The sequence below is a fragment of the Enterobacter sp. JBIWA003 genome (genome assembly GCF_019968825.1).
GTDB classification, from domain to species: Bacteria; Pseudomonadota; Gammaproteobacteria; order Enterobacterales; family Enterobacteriaceae; genus Enterobacter; species Enterobacter quasiroggenkampii.
The window spans coordinates 136,495-153,630 of record NZ_CP074170.1 but is presented as its reverse complement, the minus strand read 5'-3'; the positions used below and the strand labels follow the sequence as shown (position 1 = coordinate 153,630).

Genomic DNA, 17,136 nt, shown 5'->3' with positions numbered 1-17,136 from the left:
CCCACAGGGAGAGGGTCAGGGTGAGGGCATCAGAGCGCATAATTACCGTAGGCCCGGTAAGCGAAGCGCCACCGGGCATTTTCCACCTCAGAGCTGAACCACCACCTCATTCCCTTCGGCTTTCACCACCACGCCCCACTCGCTGCCCGCCTGTGAGCCGCCCTTCACGCCGCTCACCGTCTGCACGTTGCGCAAACACACCGACCAGTTTTGCGCGTCTCCCGTGCCGGTAAAGGTCACGATGTCGCCCTGACGCGATGCCTTCAGCGTAAACGCCACCGCGCCGTTCGCCGAAGGCACTTCGCTCACTGCCGTTGCGCCATCATCCAGGTTAAACAGCTGGAAGGCCGTCCCCTCGTGCCACGCGTAGTCGGGTTTCTGGTTATTATTGCCCAGCGCCAGCAGCGTGTTGTCGCGCACGTAGACCGGCAGGCTCATGAAATCGTGCTGCTGCTTATGCCAGCGGCTGCCCTGGATTTCGTCGTTGTGCCACAGGTGCGTCCAGCGCCCTTCCGGCAGGTAGAACTGCACGTCCCCCGCCTCGGAGAACACCGGTGCCACCATTAACGAATCCCCCAGCATGTACTGACGGTCGAGGTAATCGCACGCCGGATCGTCCGGGAACTCCAGCATCATCGCCCGCAGCATCGGCGTGCCGAACTCGCGCGCCAGCGTCGCCTGACGGTACAGATACGGCATCAGTTGGCACTTCAGCTGCGTGAAGTGGCGCACCACGTCGCAGGACTCGTCATCGTACGCCCACGGCACGCGGTAGGATTTGCTGCCGTGCAGGCGGCTGTGGCTGGAGAACAGCCCGAACGCGCACCAGCGCTTGTAGACGTGCGCCGGGGCGGTGTTTTCGAACCCGCCGATATCGTGGCTCCAGAATCCAAAACCGGACAGGCCAATCGACAGCCCGCCGCGCAGGCTTTCCGCCATTGATTCGTAGTTGGCGTAGCAGTCGCCGCCCCAGTGCACCGGGAACTGCTGTGCCCCCACGGACGCGGAGCGGGCAAACAGCACCGCCTCTTCCTCACCCACCGTCTCTTTCAGCACGTTCCACACCAGCTCGTTATAGATGTAGGCGTAATGGTTGTGCATCTTCTGCGGATCGGACCCGTCGAACCACTGGACGTCGGTCGGGATACGCTCGCCGAAGTCGGTCTTGAAGCAGTCGACGCCGATATCCACCAGGCCTTTCAGCTTGTCTGCATACCACTGGCGCGCGTCCGGATTGGTGAAGTCGTAAATCGCCAGCCCCGGCTGCCATTTGTCCCACTGCCACAGGGACCCGTCCGGGCGCTTGAGCAGGTAGCCATTCGCTTTCAGCTCCTGGAAGATCGGCGACTTCTGGCCAATGTACGGGTTAATCCACACGCAGACCTTCAGCCCTTTCTCCTTCAGGCGACGGATCATTCCTTCAGGGTCCGGGAAGGTCACCGGATCCCACTCGAAGTCACACCATTGGAAGGCCTTCATCCAGAAGCAGTCGAAGTGAAAGACGTGCAGCGGCATGTCGCGCTCGGCCATACCGTCGATAAAGCTGTTCACCGTCGCTTCGTCGTAATTGGTGGTGAACGAGGTGGTGAGCCACAGGCCGAACGACCAGGCAGGCGGCAGCGCCGGACGCCCGGTGAAGCGGGTATAGCGGTTCAGCACCTCTTTTGGCGTCGGGCCGTCGATCACGAAGTACTCAAGATATTCCCCTTCCACGCTGAACTGCACCTTAGAGACTTTCTCAGATCCCACTTCGAACGAGACATTTTCAGGATGATTCACCAGCACGCCGTAGCCGCGGTTGGTCAGGTAGAACGGGATATTTTTATAGGACTGCTCGGTGCTGGTGCCGCCGTCGCGGTTCCAGGTCTCGACCATCTGGCCGTTGCGCACCAGCGCGGTGAAGCGCTCGCCCAGACCATAGACCGTTTCCCCCACGCCCAGATCCAGACGCTCAAAAACGTAATTGCGGTGGGTATTGCTGTCCTGCACGTAGCCGTTATTTTTCAGCTGGCTGCCGGTAATGCGCTGGCCGTTGCGCAGGAAGTCCAGCGCCCAGAACTCGCCTTTGGTGACGCGAACGCTGACGCTGCCGCTTTTCAGCTCGGCAAATTCGGCGTTGTTTTCGATCTCAACCTTCACGTCTTTCAGGACGTTCAGCGGATAATGTGGACCATTGTTCAGTGCGCCCTGGAAGTGCTCGATACGCACCCCGACAATCCCTTCCTGTGGAGCAAACAGGCGCACCGTGAACATCAACGTGTCGAGCTGCCAGGTGCGTTCGCGCACGTCACGCGGCGCCACATACACCACCAGGTCATTACCCTGCTGCTCCACGTCGAACACCTGAACCGGATAGGTCACATTCAGGCCCGGTTGAATAAGCCAGTTTCCATCACTGATTTTCATGCTTTCGTCCTCTTAGTTCTGTAATTCTTTGCTGACCGGCAGGGTTTCAAATTCCTGCTGATTACGGCGCGCGCCCTGTGCCAGCTCGCCCAGGATTTTGGTCAGGAAGGGGGTTTTCAGCGTGTAGTAGCGTTTGGCGATGATGGCGCTCAGCACGTAGCAGACCGCCGGGGCCAGGGTAAACAGGCCGATAATGATGCTGATGGTCGCGCTGTTCTGGGTTTTGGCCGCCGCGTCGTAGCCGCCGCCTGCCAGCATCCAGCCGATCATCGCCCCACCCAGCGCCAGACCCAGCTTCAGCACGAACAGCGTGCCCGCAAAGCTGATGCCGGTCAGCCGCTTGCCGTTGGTCCATTCACCGTAGTCGACGGTATCGGACATCATGACCCACTGGATCGGCGTCACCAGCTGGTGCAACACGCCAATGACGAAGATAAAGGCGAACATCACCACGGTGGCATGCATCGGGACGAAGAACATCGCCACGCTGACCACCGCCAGCGCGGCGTTGGTCCACCAGAAGATGCTGACCTTGCACTTCCAGTCGGTGAGCGGTTTCGCCAGCGCGGAGCCAATCAGGTTGCCGACGCAGTAGGTGGTGAGGAACGCGACGAACACTTCCGGCGAGCCCATGATCCAGGTGCAGTAGTACATCATCGCGCCGCCGCGCACGCAGACGGCAAGGATGTTGAGGATGGTCAGCACGCCCACGATGCGCCACTGGTCGTTTTGCCAGATATCGCGCAGGTCTTCGCGCATGGAGGTGGTGCTCGGGGGCACCTGGATACGCTCTTTGGTGGTGAAGAAGCAGAACGCCAGCATCAGGAACGCGACCACCGACAGCACGGCGATGCCGCCCTGGAAGCCGAACGCCTTATCGTCGCCGCCAATCAGCTTCACCAGCGGCATCATCAGCACCGTGGAAAGCATGCCGCCCGCGGTCGCCAGCACAAAGCGCCAGGACTGAAGGGAGATACGCTGCGTCGGGTCACTGGTGATCACGCCGCCCAGCGCGCAGTAAGGAATATTGACCACGGTATAGAGCAGGGTCAGCAGCGTGTAGGTCACGGCGGCATAAACCATTTTGCCGTTGAGGCTAAGGTCCGGCGTGGTGTAGGCCAGCACGCAGACGATGCCGAACGGGATCGCGCCGAACAAAATCCACGGTCGGAACTTGCCCCAACGGCTGCGGGTACGGTCGGCAATCAGCCCCATGCACGGGTCGGAGATCGCATCCAGCGCACGCGCCAGCAGGAACATGGTGCCGACAAACCCGGCGGGAATGCCGAAAATATCGGTATAGAAAAACATCATGTACAACATGACGTTATCAAAAATGATGTGGCTGGCGGCGTCTCCCATGCCGTAGCCAATCTTCTCTTTTACTGACAATACTTCGCTCATCTTTTTTTATCCTTCACGCTATAGGGGGCGCTGAGACCGGTTACAGTGTTTTTAAACCATTGTTTCTTGAGCGGGTATTGCGTTTTCTGGTTAGCAGATTACGTTTCTTGTTTTTTGTGATCGCGGTAAATATTGGAGAGCACGAAGGGCTAACATGAGGATTTTGTTAGGAATTAACTGAAACAGGGGTGTACAGGTCAAAAGAGAGGTGAAAAAAGTGGTGTGGGGTATGTGGTAAATGTCTGAAAGTAGCTATAATGCGCCCCGCCTCCATGTAGCAATCGAGGCGCGGAAGATCGTCATCTCCGGTGAGGTGGCTGGACTTCAAATCCAGTTGGGGACGCCAGCGTTCCCGGGCAGGTTCGACTCCTGTGATCTTCCGCCAATTAGCCTCTACTGAACTCTTCTGGTGTTAACAAAACCCCTTATAAACCCTTATATATTAAGCTTTCTTTGTATTCTGAGGTCAACCAGCTTCAACCTGCATCAAGCAGTTTTTGGGGGTGCATTCGGGGGTGTCATTTTCCTCTTAGAATATCAGCACCCCCATAATGGTAAAAATGTGATATATAACAATGGGATTTAAAGGCATCTTTGTTATACAAGGGGTGCGCTGGGGGTATCAGGTTAGTTACTGGCTGAAATCCCCAGGAGGATGGATTCATCAAAAGCTGGAGGATGTCATGGCGCTAACCGATGTTAAAGTGAAAACCGCGAAGCCAAAAGAAAAGCCCTATAAACTGGCTGATGGCGGCGGTATGTACCTGCTGATTAACGCTAATGGTTCCAAATACTGGCGAATGAAGTACCGCTTCGCCGGTAAAGAAAAGATGCTGTCTATTGGCGTCTACCCCGATGTTTCACTGGCTGATGCGCGCGAAAAGCGCAGCGAAGCTAGAAAAATTCTTGCTGCGGGAAGCGATCCGAGCGAAGTAAAAAAAGAAGAGAAAATGGCCCAGCAAATGAGCCTGAAAAACACTTTCGAGGCGGTTGCTCGCGAGTGGCATCAGACCAAAGCCGATCGCTGGTCATTACGCTATCGTGATGAAATCATCGATACCTTTGAAAAAGATATCTTCCCCTATATCGGCAAACGTCCTATAGCTGAAATCAAACCAATGGAACTATTAGAAGCACTACGTAAAATGGAGAAACGCGGAGCGCTGGAGAAAATGCGCAAGGTTCGTCAGCGCTGTGGCGAGGTGTTCCGCTATGCAATTGTCACAGGCAGGGCCGACTACAACCCCGCTCCCGACCTTGCCAGCGCATTAGCTACGCCGAAAAAAGTACATTTCCCCTTCCTTACTGCCAATGAACTTCCCCACTTCCTCAACGATCTGGCGGGCTATACCGGCAGCGTTATCACGAAAACAGCGACTCAGATCATTATGTTAACCGGTGTACGCACGCAAGAATTGCGTTTCGCACGCTGGGAGGATATCGATTTTGAAACAAAACTATGGGAGATCCCAGCGGAAGTAATGAAAATGAAGCGGCCCCATATTGTGCCGCTCTCAGAGCAGGTTATCGCACTGTTTAAACAGCTTGAGCCGATATCAAAACATCACCCACTGGTGTTTATTGGCAGGAATGATCCGCGCAAGCCGATCAGCAAGGAAAGCATCAATCAGGTCATTGAGTTGTTGGGGTATAAAGGCAGACTGACGGGGCATGGTTTTCGCCACACGATGAGCACCATCCTGCATGAACAGGGCTTTAACTCAGCGTGGATTGAAACGCAGCTTGCACATGTTGATAAGAACGCGATTCGTGGGACGTATAATCATGCGCAGTATCTTGATGGGCGTAGGGAGATGATGCAGTGGTATGCGGATTATATTGGTGAGCTGGGGAAAGGTGGGGTTGTTGTAGAAGGAACGTTTGGGAAGATAGCATAAATTTAAAATCAACCATCTAGAAGTAAGGATGGCTACTGGCAATCTCATGATGCTTTATCATTAAAAAGCTCTGAGCTACGGCAAAAAGAGAAGCTATCGAAGAGGCTAAGCACACACACTGTGGTTCGAAAATGCGTACACTCTTTCAGTGCCCCTATCCCATCAGGCATTAGAAATCCTTAATCATATCCCCGAGCTTAAAGATGAGCGCTCATGCAGCCATGAGCCGATGAGTGAGAACACGGTGAATAACGCACTGCGGCTGATGGGCTACGATACAAAGGTCGATGTCTGTGGTCACGGTTTCAGGGCAATGGCTTGTAGCTCATTGATTGAATCAGGGCTTTGGTCGAGGGATGCTGTTAGGCGCCAGATGAGCCATCAGGAACGTAATGGTGTCCGCGCAGCTTACACTCATAAAGCGGAATTTCTGGATGAGCGCAGACTGATGCGGCAATGGTGGGCTGATTTTCTTGATGCCAATGAGGGGAAACCAGTGAGCCCATTTGACTTCGCAAAACTCCAGTCTCGATAGCAGCCTGCATCAAACCAATGAGGAAAATGCGGGATTCAAAACACGTAGATCGAGATGCAACTCGCTCACGTAGATAAGAACTCAATTCGCGGGAAGTATAACCATGCACAATATCTGGATGAAAGGCGGGAGATGGCGGGTCAAGAACACAGTGGTACGTGGACTACACCAGCAGTATCATTACTACCGTACCTAAGCAGGAAATAGCATGAACTTAGACGGCCGGCCTTGTTGCTGGTCGTCTTTTTTATTTGATATGCGCGTGCTGCGTTACGGGAGAATAGGCATTCATGGTTCTGCAACAACCAAAGCTTAGGATACTTGACCCCGAATGTACTAACCTAAAGTAAAATCTACAGGATGTATCACAGAAATCTTGCTTAAACTGCTTGTATTTTCAGTCGTATCGTAATCACAGTGAAACACTTTCATTGACGTCAAATGAAAACAAAATTGACGTCCTGACGTCTTATTTGTATGATGGGTCTATCATCAAAAAACTGGATATTTACACATGTCTTTGGCTCCGGGTGTTGTTCGAGACTCAATAATCGCCTGTTTTTTAAGGTTAGGAAGAGAAGCCTCGATCGAGGAAATTACCAACAATGTATATAAGGATATTGGGTCAATTTCAAAGTCCTCAATCAGATCTTATCTGAGCCTTAATACTCCAGGCTTGTTTGAGCGAATGGACCGCGGAATTTATCGCCTAAGCGATGAAAGGAGAGGCACCACCTCTGCAAACTTATCGTCACAACCTAAAATTATTGGAAAATCTACGATATTTCTTGATAATGCAATTGAATGGTTAAAAAGGCAAAAAGACAACTCTGTACATGCAGTTGTAACGGATCCCCCTTATGGATTGGTCGAATATACAAAGCAGCAAACTGAAAAACTGAGAGCTGGAAAAGGTGGAATTTGGCGTAAACCTCCGTCTTTTGATGGACATAAAAGAGCTCCTTTGCCTCGGTTTACCGTTTTACGGGAAGAAGACCGCCAAAATATTTCAAGGTTTTTCACTGAACTATCACTCCAACTTGAAAGAGTTGTCGTACCAGGGGGCAATATAGTAATCGCATCGAACCCTCTTTTGTCTCACATCGTCGCGGAGGCTATGTCCTCATCAGGCTTAGAACTGCGGGGATATATTGCAAGGCAAGTCATGACCATGAGAGGTGGTGACAGACCTAAAAATGCACATGATGAATTTGACGGTGTTTCTGTTATGCCTCGTTCTCAATGGGAGCCTTGGGTTATTTTGAGAAAATCGCTAGACGGGAGAGTTCAGGATAATTTAAGAAAATGGAAGACCGGCGGATTCAGGAGGATTTCCGCAGAACAGCCATTCGGTGATGTGATTAAGTCTCATCCAACGCCTGCACATGAGAAGAAAATTGCCCCTCATCCCTCATTAAAACCACAAAATTTCATGCGTAAATTAGTCAGAGGGGTGCTACCGCTAGGTGAGGGGATTATCCTCGACCCATTTATGGGTGCGGGTTCAACTATGGCAGCAGCAAACCATATAGGTTATGAAAGTATCGGTGTTGAAATTGATAGAGAGTTTTTTGAGCTTGCAGAAAAAGCAATCCCTACACTTTCTACTTTACCGTCAAAGACTTAGCTCAAATCTTTATAAATCCAGCTATTCCTTAGTTTCTTCAACCCTTCCTTATGAAGGGTTGCAGTTCTCGTTCCCAGAGCTCCCCGATCATTACGCCTGAAGTCATTTTCATCGACATGACAAAGATATACTTCAGTGAATCTCATTGATTTCCGGTCCGATGCAGGTTCTGTCTCATTATCAACGTTGTAAACAAATACACACATCCATTGAGATCTTGCGCCATGGGTATCTACTGCACCACCACTTTTTCTTGTGGTTTTGATTTCTATACCTTCTTCGCCAGCAGGTACTGCATCATTCGAATATTTCCCCCTGATGACAAGATCAGGATGCCCATTAAAATGCTTATTCTCAACAAGAGATCTGGAGAACTTAGCTAAGGAAGCTGTGACCATGTCTGAAATGAGGCCAGACATGGCAGCAGGTCTCATCATATCATCAAGCCGACGAAGCCCTTTTGTCGATAGGAGATTGTTAACATCATGAAAAAAATCATAAATATCTTCCATTGCATGCTCGAAATCACTAAGCCTTAGAGAATAGGGTAGAGTAATTTCTTGATTAAATCCGTGTCGGTTAACAATAGACCTGTCCTGCATCTTAGTTCCTTGTATAAATTATAGATTCTGATAATAAATCATTATATATTACCAAGAGGATACTTGGCGAACACTGTGTTTTTACCCCCGTTACTTTATCGTGCACCTTATAATGGGAGTTAGCCAGCCCCGCCATGATTACAGTTCCCAAGTCGTCCATGATCCGGGGGGGATGTCGCCGGGTCCATTAGGGCGCTGGTAACTGCTGATACAAGGGGTCAGGCTAGGCACTTTTGCCGGGACTGTCTGGAGCGTAGAGTCGATACCTGCTTCCCGTGGTTATCTGGTTACCAGCAATGTAGTCTGACAGATCGGATTCAATTCTTGACAGGAAAACTTGTATTACAGTACGTAAAATATTTATTTAGCTGCTCAATAACAGACAAATATTCATGCTTTTTTAGTATACCGTCGCAGCCCTTGCTTTTCAGCCTTCCGATGAACAGAATTAATGGTCCTACCTGGTAACATCGAGACAATTCTTCTCCCCAGCACCGGATAAAATTGTCGGAGAATGCTGAGTTCTTCTGACGTCCATGCCTCTGCTCGTTTTAATCCTAATTTGGTCGCCTGCGCAGCAATAGCTCGTCTGGAACGATGGGGTAATAATGCATGAATTTCACTAAGATTATCTGAGTTAGCGTATTGAGAAGTCAGTATCGCGTTCTCTTCACGAGTCCATTTCCTGAGTCGCGCTTTCCCAAGTTTCAGAACAGTAGCTCTGTTCCTCACAGCACTGACACTTTTGTTGAGAGTAATGGCGATATCCTCAACATTCATACGACCATAATGTTCTTTTAAAAATTCAATTGCATCAGGATGCCATTCCCGGACATCGGTGACACCGACTTTAGCTGCCTGTTTTCGGATAGATTCCTTATCACGATGCGGCAACAGTGCCTGCACCATTACAATACCAGCACCATGTGTATAATATTTTTTCACTACCTCAATTTCAGCTGGTGACCACAGTTTAACTCCCGTACGACCAATACCAAGTTTTAGCGCCATTGCTCTGACTGCTGGAATACCTCTCCCCAGCAAACCTGCTATCTGCTGCGTCGGTAGTTTACCGTAATTCTTTTCGACAAACTCCATCTCACTGATACTCCACCGAGAAAAATGATTTCGTCGGAATAAATGTTTATCAGACATTGATTATTGCTCTATGATACATTCGATAGTTCAAGTAAATGAATCAGCGAATTCAAATTACAGGCTACCTGTTGTGCTTTCTCAGCATCAACTACAGGCTTTGCTTTTCAACGAAGAGAGCGCTGGCGAATGTGCAGGTACTGCGCCAAACATTCGTATTAACTTCCCTACTTACCAGGTATTTTCTCTTTTTTGCATCCAGTCTACTCAATGAATAAACGGTGAAAAAGCTCTGGTTAGTATTCTCCTTAATGGCTCAGGAACATCATTCCAGTGATCCCCCCAGCGCTGCGCTTCCTGAAACGCCTTAAATGGTTTTTCACTGCCTGGAGCAGCATACCCCAGCAGATCCTCAACGCACTCTTCCAGCATGATAACTTTACTGGCGTCCCCAACAGCAGCAGCAATTGGAGCATTGAAAACCTCAGCTCCAGGAGTGCCACCATCACGATCATGGATAACAAAAAAATCGACATCCAGCGCACTAAGATACTTCACCAGGCCGATAATTGCAGCCTTACCACGCGCCTTAACAAGTTCTGTTGATGCAAGTAACTTATTTCGCATCACTTGCGGCATTCTGCGGATAGCTTCCTTGATAATAACTTCCTCTGTATCGCCTTCGACAACAACAACCTTTCGGGTAAAAAAGATCCTCGATACATGATCATCCAGCTTAATCAGCATTTTTATCTGATCTTTATCATTATCCTGCAGGGCTTGAAATTTTTCTGTTACTGATAGTGGGTAGACAGTTGTATGCGAATTATCATAATGGAATCGGTTAAGTACTTGCCGGGGCTTCCTTGACAGGTCAATCAAATAAGGTGAATGTGTTGTCGCTATTATTTGCGACTGGCCATCTGACAGTTCATAAATCAAATCCCTCATCTGGTTTGCTGCACTGGGGTGTAAGTATATTTCTGGTTCTTCAAACCCAATAATGAGACTTCTGGTTGCAGCATCATCCTTACCTTTTTTTCTCAACCATTGCTGCCGAAATCTCAGCAATCCAAATACAGCAGCCCGAATCATTCCGGTCCCCTGATTTGACACGCATGTTCTGATGTTACTCGACATTTCAACCGAGAAGGAAGGGAGAAGAACATTGTCAGGATCAGATAAATCAGCCGTAGCATATATCTTTGACTCAGGGAAAACTCCGCTTAAGACACCGTTAAGCTCACCCATCATCATGCCAAATTCTGAAGTTTCATCTGCAGGATCTAGTTCTTTCGCAAGTGCATTCAGGGATTCCTGAGCCTTTCTGTAATTTTCAGAATTACCACGCACATCTTTGAATAACTCATTCAGCGTTTTCTGTAAGGCACCCGTTTTTGTTTCAATTTCATGAGAAGCTGACTCTGCTGGTATTAATAAAAAGGCAGGCAATCGGGACAGTACAACCCCTGCAATTCCACCCGGATTTTTATCCCAGACCTCATCATCATCAGAGATGTCCCAAAGTTCATCAATGAGTTTTAATTTTTCTTTATCAGCCGCATTCAATTTTTTTGCTTGATCTGGAAAATACTCTGAGATAAGTTCAACATCAGCGCCAGCTTCAATCAGATCAGATGCTCTGACAGCAGTTTCAAAACGTGGATTAAGTTGTCTTGAAAGAGACTTCAGTTCAATAACAGCATCACTCCCGGGTTCATATGTTTTTCTGTAAATAAGTGACTTTCCTGTTTCACCACTATCTCCAACATCATAATCAAATATTCTTCCCTTAAAACCTCTCCATTGTAATGCCTCTTCCGGCACATTCCTGAATTCAGCCTCAAGTATAATCGACTCAGTTGCTATTTTATTCTCTCGTGAATCATCAAGCTCACAATAGAAACAGTCAATATCCATCTTCTTTTTATCCGAAAGCAACCATTCAACGGCTTTCAGAACAGAACTTTTACCTGCATTATTGGCACCAATCAAAAATGTGGCATCACCGAACTTTATTTCTGCGGACTGGATACGTTTAAACCCATTTACTTTAAGACTGTATAACTTCATAAAATACTCCCTTAATGAGATTCCTGTTAACCGCTCAATGATTTACATCAGTCACGATGTTTTTCCTGCGCCAGCATATAGACTTGAGCCCGGAGGTGCTGCTCAACCTGCTGAATCTGCTGCTGATGCTGCGGAGAGTCTTCAGGGAGCAGCTTCAACTGCCGAAGCTGTTCTTCCACCGGCACGGTCTGCCGGAAGCTTGTCAGCATGCCAAAGACCTGCGATTTAAGTTCACTGACGGTAATGTATTTTCCCTTCTGACCATCAAGTGCATTCAGTTTATCGGCAAGAGCCTGAAGCTGGGTCATACCTTCATGCCAGCCGTTCGTTTTATCGACAGGAAGAACTGAGACATTAATCTGTTGCTGCCACTGTTGTACCAGGGGCTTTGCCTGCTCCGGCCACAATACCTGGACCTGTTCGATGAGTTTTCTGCTGTATGCAATATCCCAGTCAGGAGGCAACTTATCCAGCCGGGCAAGCTGCTGCTGTGTCTGTGCGATAAGATCCTTCGGTAACGGAGTCTGCTGACGCAATATATCCAGCTGTTCAGGCGTGAGAGGTGCAGGGAACGGAGCCAGTGAAGCAGCAAGCTGAGTCTGTAGAAGGTCTGGCCGATGAAGAAAATGCCAGCTCCACACAGAGACTATGCTTATCACCAGCATGGTACACATGCCGGCAGCGAAGGATTTCCACTTTTTAACCGGAGCAGGCATTGTCGACAGTACTTCCACATTCGGCTGCGGTTCCGGTTGCGCAACGTAAACCCACTTCACTGCACTCGCTGGCGTATCTTCATCCGGACCACCAGCAAATTCTCTCGTGGATGCTGTCGCAGCATTCATCACGGTGGCAGGCAACACGATACCAGGCTGAATGCTTGAGCCGGTACTGGTTATGCCATCGCTGTTTTCCAGCCGGACAGCACTGTTGTGCATCAGGGTACGCAACGTATCAAGCTGACTCAGATGTTTAAGCTCCAGACGCTGCAGTACCTCTCCCAGACCTGTAAGCAGTTGCTCCGCCCGGTACAACTGGCTGAGGTCGCTGTAATTCAGCGGCAGCGAGCGCAACCGTTGCTGCAGACGCTGACTCAGACTGCTGAGGATTTCCATGCGGGCATGGACTGGCTGCGGCCACAGCGCCCCCCACTGATGGCTTATCAGGGCCTCGAGTATCGTCAGCCCTTCATTGAGCCCGAATAAACCGGCCAGTTGCGTACGCGCAAGCGTATACCAGGCTGCTGTTTGCAGTTCCACACCGTTCTGCTCGAACAGTGAGAGACATAGTTTTTCCGCATAACGCCAGTTCACATCCGGGCGAGCCGGATGCGTCAGCTTACTCAGCTCATCACGCAAGGCGGCATAATCAGATAGCGAGCGCGGGTCACCGCCGGTTTTAATCTTACGTTGGGTAATGTCATTCATGACCAGTTGTCCATTCTGACGTGTACGGGAATAAGGATGATTAAGGCTTATGCGGCTTCACTTTCTGCATATTCGAGACTCTGCAGATACTGTAGCGCCACCGGGTCGGCGATATATTCAACCTGGCCGTGATGACGCTCCACCTCATCGATAATTCTGCTGAGCTCGACCCGGAAAAATTCCTTACGCAGGTTAACCCTGTTGATACGGTAGCTTTCCAGATGGTCGTGAAGTGTCTTTTCAAGTGCGGGGGCATCATCGCAGGAAATCATGTCGTGGACGTCAAAATCAAACGGCACGGCTGCCCCGCTCAGTTCTTTCACGCGCTCCATAGGCTCCAGCCGTCGGGTCATACCGATTTTGAAGACGTTTTCACCGAAGGAACCAATATTCGAAATCACATATACGTGTCCCTGCTTCGTGAGCTGGGCCATGGATTTGGCGCGTTCATACTGCTGATGCACGTCCTGGATTTTCTGCTCCAGCTCCAGACGCTGTCTTTCCAGCTCTTCCCGGTGCGTACCTTCAGCGGCGAGCAGAGCTTCTTCCAGTAAACGCTGCTGCTCAGCAAGGCGTTGTTCCTCCTCTTCCGCTTCGCGCTGCTGTTGCTCCAGCTCATCCTGACGCTGTTTCTCTTCCCGCATCTGACGCTTGAGCTCAGCCTGATATTCTTTTTCTTCCTGCGCTTTTTCCAGCAGGGCGACCTTGTCCAGAAACTGCTGTTTTACGCCTTCCCAGTCGGCATTATCTTCCAGCTCCAGAAAGGTGATTTTCTCGCTGATGGCCGCGTAAGCGTCTCTCTCTCTTTTCTGAGCAGGTCGTACTTGCTTTGCCAGTTATTCACCGTGGTGCCGGAAAGCAGGGTTTTGACTTTGAATTTATACGCGGAGTCCACAATACGCTGCAGTGCCCGGGAGGCTTTATTTCTGGCATTGCGAAAGTCATCCCACTGACCGGAAAGCTGTTTCTTTTCCTGATACAGACCGCGAGCCACTTCAGTACGAACCGTTTCGTCAAAGGCTTTCTCTTTCTGAGCCAGGTCCGACATGGCCTGTTCGAGTTCTGTTGTTTTCTTCCGGAAACCCCGGTAAATGAAAATTCGTATTATCAACGCACCGGCTATCAGTAAACCTAAAAACAGACCGATTATTCCGACCGGATTAGACACAGATTCAATCAATCGCTCATTAATATTGATTAATGCTCTTACCGCGACATAAACACCCAAGGCAATGACGCCAATAATAACCAGAATAATTCCCGCAGCATTGTCATCTTTTTTTCTTCGTGCCATATTTTATTTCTTTCCTTTCTTATTTTTATCCTGACGATTTAATCTGAATAATGGAAATAAAATCTTTTCCATATCAAATTAATACTGATTCCCTGAGCAAATCGGTAAATGGGTGTATCCGGGCTTACTGGCCATATAGAGGGGCGCGCATGTGGGCGGTCGGGGTTGGGTACTGACCGGTTCGTCGTTTTCTGCAACACGTTGCGGTTCCTGCTTTTTCGCAGTTGTCACTTTTTTCGCCTTAGCTTTGCTGGTGGAAGTGGGCGGTTTTACCGGATTGCTGGTTGCTGAGGAACCATACCAGGAACAGAATCGTTTCGACTGACTTAAACTCCCGTCATTACAGACAAAGCGTCCATCCGATGTGCAGTGCGCTATACCGCCTTTTGAACCTGAGCAGGGCTGCCTTCCACGCGCAGCATCAGCCTGTGCCGTAAAAAGAATTCCTGAGACCAGTAGAAAGATTAATTTTCTCATTTCCATATCCGTAATTTATTTCGCTATTTTGTGGCTCTTTTCTCCGTCAGCCATTAACTGTTTCGCCAGGTAATTATGCAATAGCTGAAAGGCAAAAAAATATATAACTATTGCTCATTCCGGTTCCGCTATGGAAGGAGCGCCAGAATCAGACCAAAAAATGTGCTCTCATCAAAACCCTGCCCGGAGGGGCATAAAGCAGCAGACGGAGTAAAGGTCCAGTTGTTAACCCGGCCTGACCGCATAAATAATCGCCCCAGTGAAGTCGTATACCTCCCATCATGGAAGGTCGCCTCCACGCACCCGGTCACACCCTGACCATAAAGGAACGCCGGCACAAATTTTACAGACCGGTCGTCTATACGCAGAACGAGGGCGGTAATCTCAAAAGTCCCGTTCTCCACCAGCAGATCCGTAACGGATGTACTGTACGCCTCCACGCTTAGTCCGGTACCTTCCAGCCACACGTCCATCTGCTCCTTAAGTTGCGTCATTCGCAGGCAAAACTCAGCTATATCGGCCTGACTCTTACTGACAGATGAAGCCGGAGCAGACTGTCTGGTCTGCAATTTATCGAGAAACTGTGATTTTACTGACATGATGCCCTTTGGCCTTACAGACGGGTTGCAGTATCGATATACTGCTGTTGCTTAAGATGGCGTAACATTACTCGCCCCTCCGGCATAAACTCAGTGCCATAGCGCACCAGACCAATACCGCTAAGTTCTGCATCAATGGCGTAGCGGAGCTCACCAGGAATTTCCTGATCAAGCAGTAGCACCTCAATAGACTTCAGGCGCGGCTCATATTTCAGCAAGACCGCAGACAGCGTCGACATCAGCTTATGTGCGGTGCCGGGAAGCCCCTGTAGAATTGTGGTCATATCCGGCAGACCGTAGTCCGGCAAATGCGCCAGTGTGCCTGCACGGCAGTTAAGGATCCGCTGCATATTATCCAGCACCGACAGGATGACCTGATTTTCTTCACTGATATGCTGGAGATCGAGATCGCCAACAAAATTACCGTAAAGCATCTCGCATAATGAGGGCGAATTGCGCGGCATGCTCAACCCCTCTCATCCGGAGTTATGGCAAACACGCTGCCGCCATCATCCCTTTCCAGCAGTGACCAACGGGCACGGTGCTTCTGTCCATGCTTATCTTCAAACTCCGGCATAATCTCCTCGGCGCGAGTTTGGGCGTACTGCGTTGTCCCGTTAACAATGGTGGCCCATCGACCGTCAAACGGGGATTTTTCACCACTCCAGCTTGTGATCCTGACCGGCTCCCAGGACTGACCTCCATCCTCTTTTTCCAGTTCAGCACTGGCTTTATCGAAACGTCTGTACCACTTCATTGTGGATTCTTTATCAAACTGGAAGTTTTCATGTTCAGAGTAGAAATGCAGAGAGCGTGAACCGTTAAATCGGACAGGCTTAATTATCTGATTTACTTTCACCAGTAAGGGCGGTAATTCTTCAGTTTGCGTCTCACCCAGACCAGGCGGTAGCGCTCCAGCCTTGAGAATAAGGCCTCCATCATACGGCAGCAGTTCAATCTCTGGTGTGTTCTTCAGTCGATGAGCCAGTTTCTCTTCACCGCCAAGTTTTTCCAGCCAGGGATTGCCCAGAATAGTGTACCAACAAGCCCCTTTCAGGCTGATTGCAGCCCCGGATCCTTCAAGTGTGCCGATAGAATCCACCATCACGCCCGGAAAGCGCTGTGCAAGTTTGTATTCGTAAGGGAACATCCTGTGAAATTCGTAAGGCAGCACAAACGACAGGCCGGCATAACCACTCTCAACGGCAAATGATTCACACAACCACATTAGCCAGGCCTGATAATGTTTTTTCCCATCAGGCTCTTTCAGCAGAGAGAAAGGAAAAGTTAACTTGATGACAGAACGATCATTATCATTATGGAAAATTCGTGTATTCATCACCAGGATACTGTAGTCCGGCGCTTCGTAGTCCTTCTCCGCACTCCCCATGTACCATGAAGCGGTTTCTTCTTCAGTTAAGTCTAAGAGTTGTTGCCATTTTTTCTGATAGTTATTTTCCGTGATCCCAACCCATTTGCTACCAGACACTGTCTTTTTCAGGTTCGATTTAAATTCGGTGTAAAAGCGATCAACACACTCCACCATCTTACGGCGGACTTCTGGCGTATGACCCTCTTTAAAAAATACGGTAATTATCAGCCCAAGGTTTACCGCCTGGCTGCCATCCTTGTACTTCACGGACGCTTCCGGCAGCCACTTCTCGATATAATGCAGATCCAAGTCATTCAGTTCCATTCT

11 protein-coding genes, 1 tRNA gene and 2 pseudogenes are annotated in these 17,136 nt (G+C 49.6%); 4 read left to right on the top strand and 10 right to left on the bottom strand.

All coding sequences use genetic code 11. The features are described 5' to 3' along the window. Positions 1 to 87: 87 nt before the first annotated feature. Entirely contained in the window at positions 88 to 2,406 is a 2,319-nt protein-coding gene (gene yicI, locus KGP25_RS00785) for an alpha-xylosidase (protein WP_223539820.1), read from the bottom strand. Between the two features lie 12 nt (positions 2,407 to 2,418). Next, positions 2,419 to 3,810: a glycoside-pentoside-hexuronide family transporter gene (locus KGP25_RS00780; RefSeq protein ID WP_063622793.1), complete on the bottom strand. Its 1,392-nt coding sequence runs from the start codon at positions 3,808 to 3,810 to the stop codon at positions 2,419 to 2,421. A gap of 290 nt (positions 3,811 to 4,100) precedes the next feature. On the opposite strand from KGP25_RS00780, the gene KGP25_RS00775 reads away from it, so the two are divergent. The 4 genes and pseudogenes from KGP25_RS00775 (at position 4,101) to KGP25_RS00760 (ending at position 7,870) form a co-directional block, all read left to right on the top strand. Continuing rightward, positions 4,101 to 4,195: transfer RNA gene (locus KGP25_RS00775), tRNA-Sec, on the top strand. A gap of 298 nt (positions 4,196 to 4,493) precedes the next feature. Then, entirely contained in the window at positions 4,494 to 5,708 is a 1,215-nt protein-coding gene (locus tag KGP25_RS00770; RefSeq protein ID WP_050863098.1) for an integrase arm-type DNA-binding domain-containing protein, read from the top strand. Positions 5,709 to 5,791: 83 nt separating this feature from the next. Continuing rightward, positions 5,792 to 6,243, top strand: a pseudogene (locus KGP25_RS00765) (tyrosine-type recombinase/integrase); the annotation flags it as partial. A gap of 514 nt (positions 6,244 to 6,757) precedes the next feature. Then, positions 6,758 to 7,870 carry a DNA methyltransferase gene (locus KGP25_RS00760; RefSeq protein WP_223539819.1) on the top strand — a complete coding sequence of 371 codons (1,113 nt, stop codon included), beginning with the start codon at positions 6,758 to 6,760 and terminating at the stop codon, positions 7,868 to 7,870. Here KGP25_RS00760 and KGP25_RS00755 read toward each other — a convergent pair. From KGP25_RS00755 to KGP25_RS00720, 8 genes and pseudogenes are all read right to left on the bottom strand, one after another. Beyond that, positions 7,867 to 8,472, bottom strand: a complete 606-nt coding sequence (locus KGP25_RS00755) for a hypothetical protein (protein ID WP_223539818.1) — start codon at positions 8,470 to 8,472, stop codon at positions 7,867 to 7,869. The genes KGP25_RS00760 and KGP25_RS00755 overlap by 4 nt on opposite strands. 390 nt (positions 8,473 to 8,862) lie before the next feature. Next, positions 8,863 to 9,627, bottom strand: a complete 765-nt coding sequence (locus tag KGP25_RS00750; RefSeq protein ID WP_223539817.1) for a hypothetical protein — start codon at positions 9,625 to 9,627, stop codon at positions 8,863 to 8,865. Between the two features lie 207 nt (positions 9,628 to 9,834). Continuing rightward, the gene (locus KGP25_RS00745; protein WP_223539816.1) at positions 9,835 to 11,640 is read right to left on the bottom strand and encodes an AAA family ATPase; all 1,806 of its coding nucleotides are present in this window, start codon (positions 11,638 to 11,640) and stop codon (positions 9,835 to 9,837) included. Between the two features lie 47 nt (positions 11,641 to 11,687). Beyond that, positions 11,688 to 13,067, bottom strand: a complete 1,380-nt coding sequence (locus tag KGP25_RS00740; protein ID WP_223539815.1) for a VasL domain-containing protein — start codon at positions 13,065 to 13,067, stop codon at positions 11,688 to 11,690. A 47-nt stretch (positions 13,068 to 13,114) separates the two neighbouring features. Continuing rightward, positions 13,115 to 14,361: pseudogene (locus KGP25_RS00735) on the bottom strand (GIY-YIG nuclease family protein). A gap of 605 nt (positions 14,362 to 14,966) precedes the next feature. Further along, a complete protein-coding gene (locus tag KGP25_RS00730; RefSeq protein ID WP_223539814.1) occupies positions 14,967 to 15,437 on the bottom strand; it encodes a hypothetical protein in 471 nt (156 codons plus the stop codon). A gap of 14 nt (positions 15,438 to 15,451) precedes the next feature. Further along, positions 15,452 to 15,901: a type VI secretion system baseplate subunit TssE gene (gene tssE, locus KGP25_RS00725; protein WP_223539813.1), complete on the bottom strand. Its 450-nt coding sequence runs from the start codon at positions 15,899 to 15,901 to the stop codon at positions 15,452 to 15,454. Positions 15,902 to 15,903: 2 nt separating this feature from the next. Beyond that, positions 15,904 to 17,133 carry a DUF3396 domain-containing protein gene (locus KGP25_RS00720; protein WP_223539812.1) on the bottom strand — a complete coding sequence of 410 codons (1,230 nt, stop codon included), beginning with the start codon at positions 17,131 to 17,133 and terminating at the stop codon, positions 15,904 to 15,906. Positions 17,134 to 17,136: the final 3 nt, after the last annotated feature.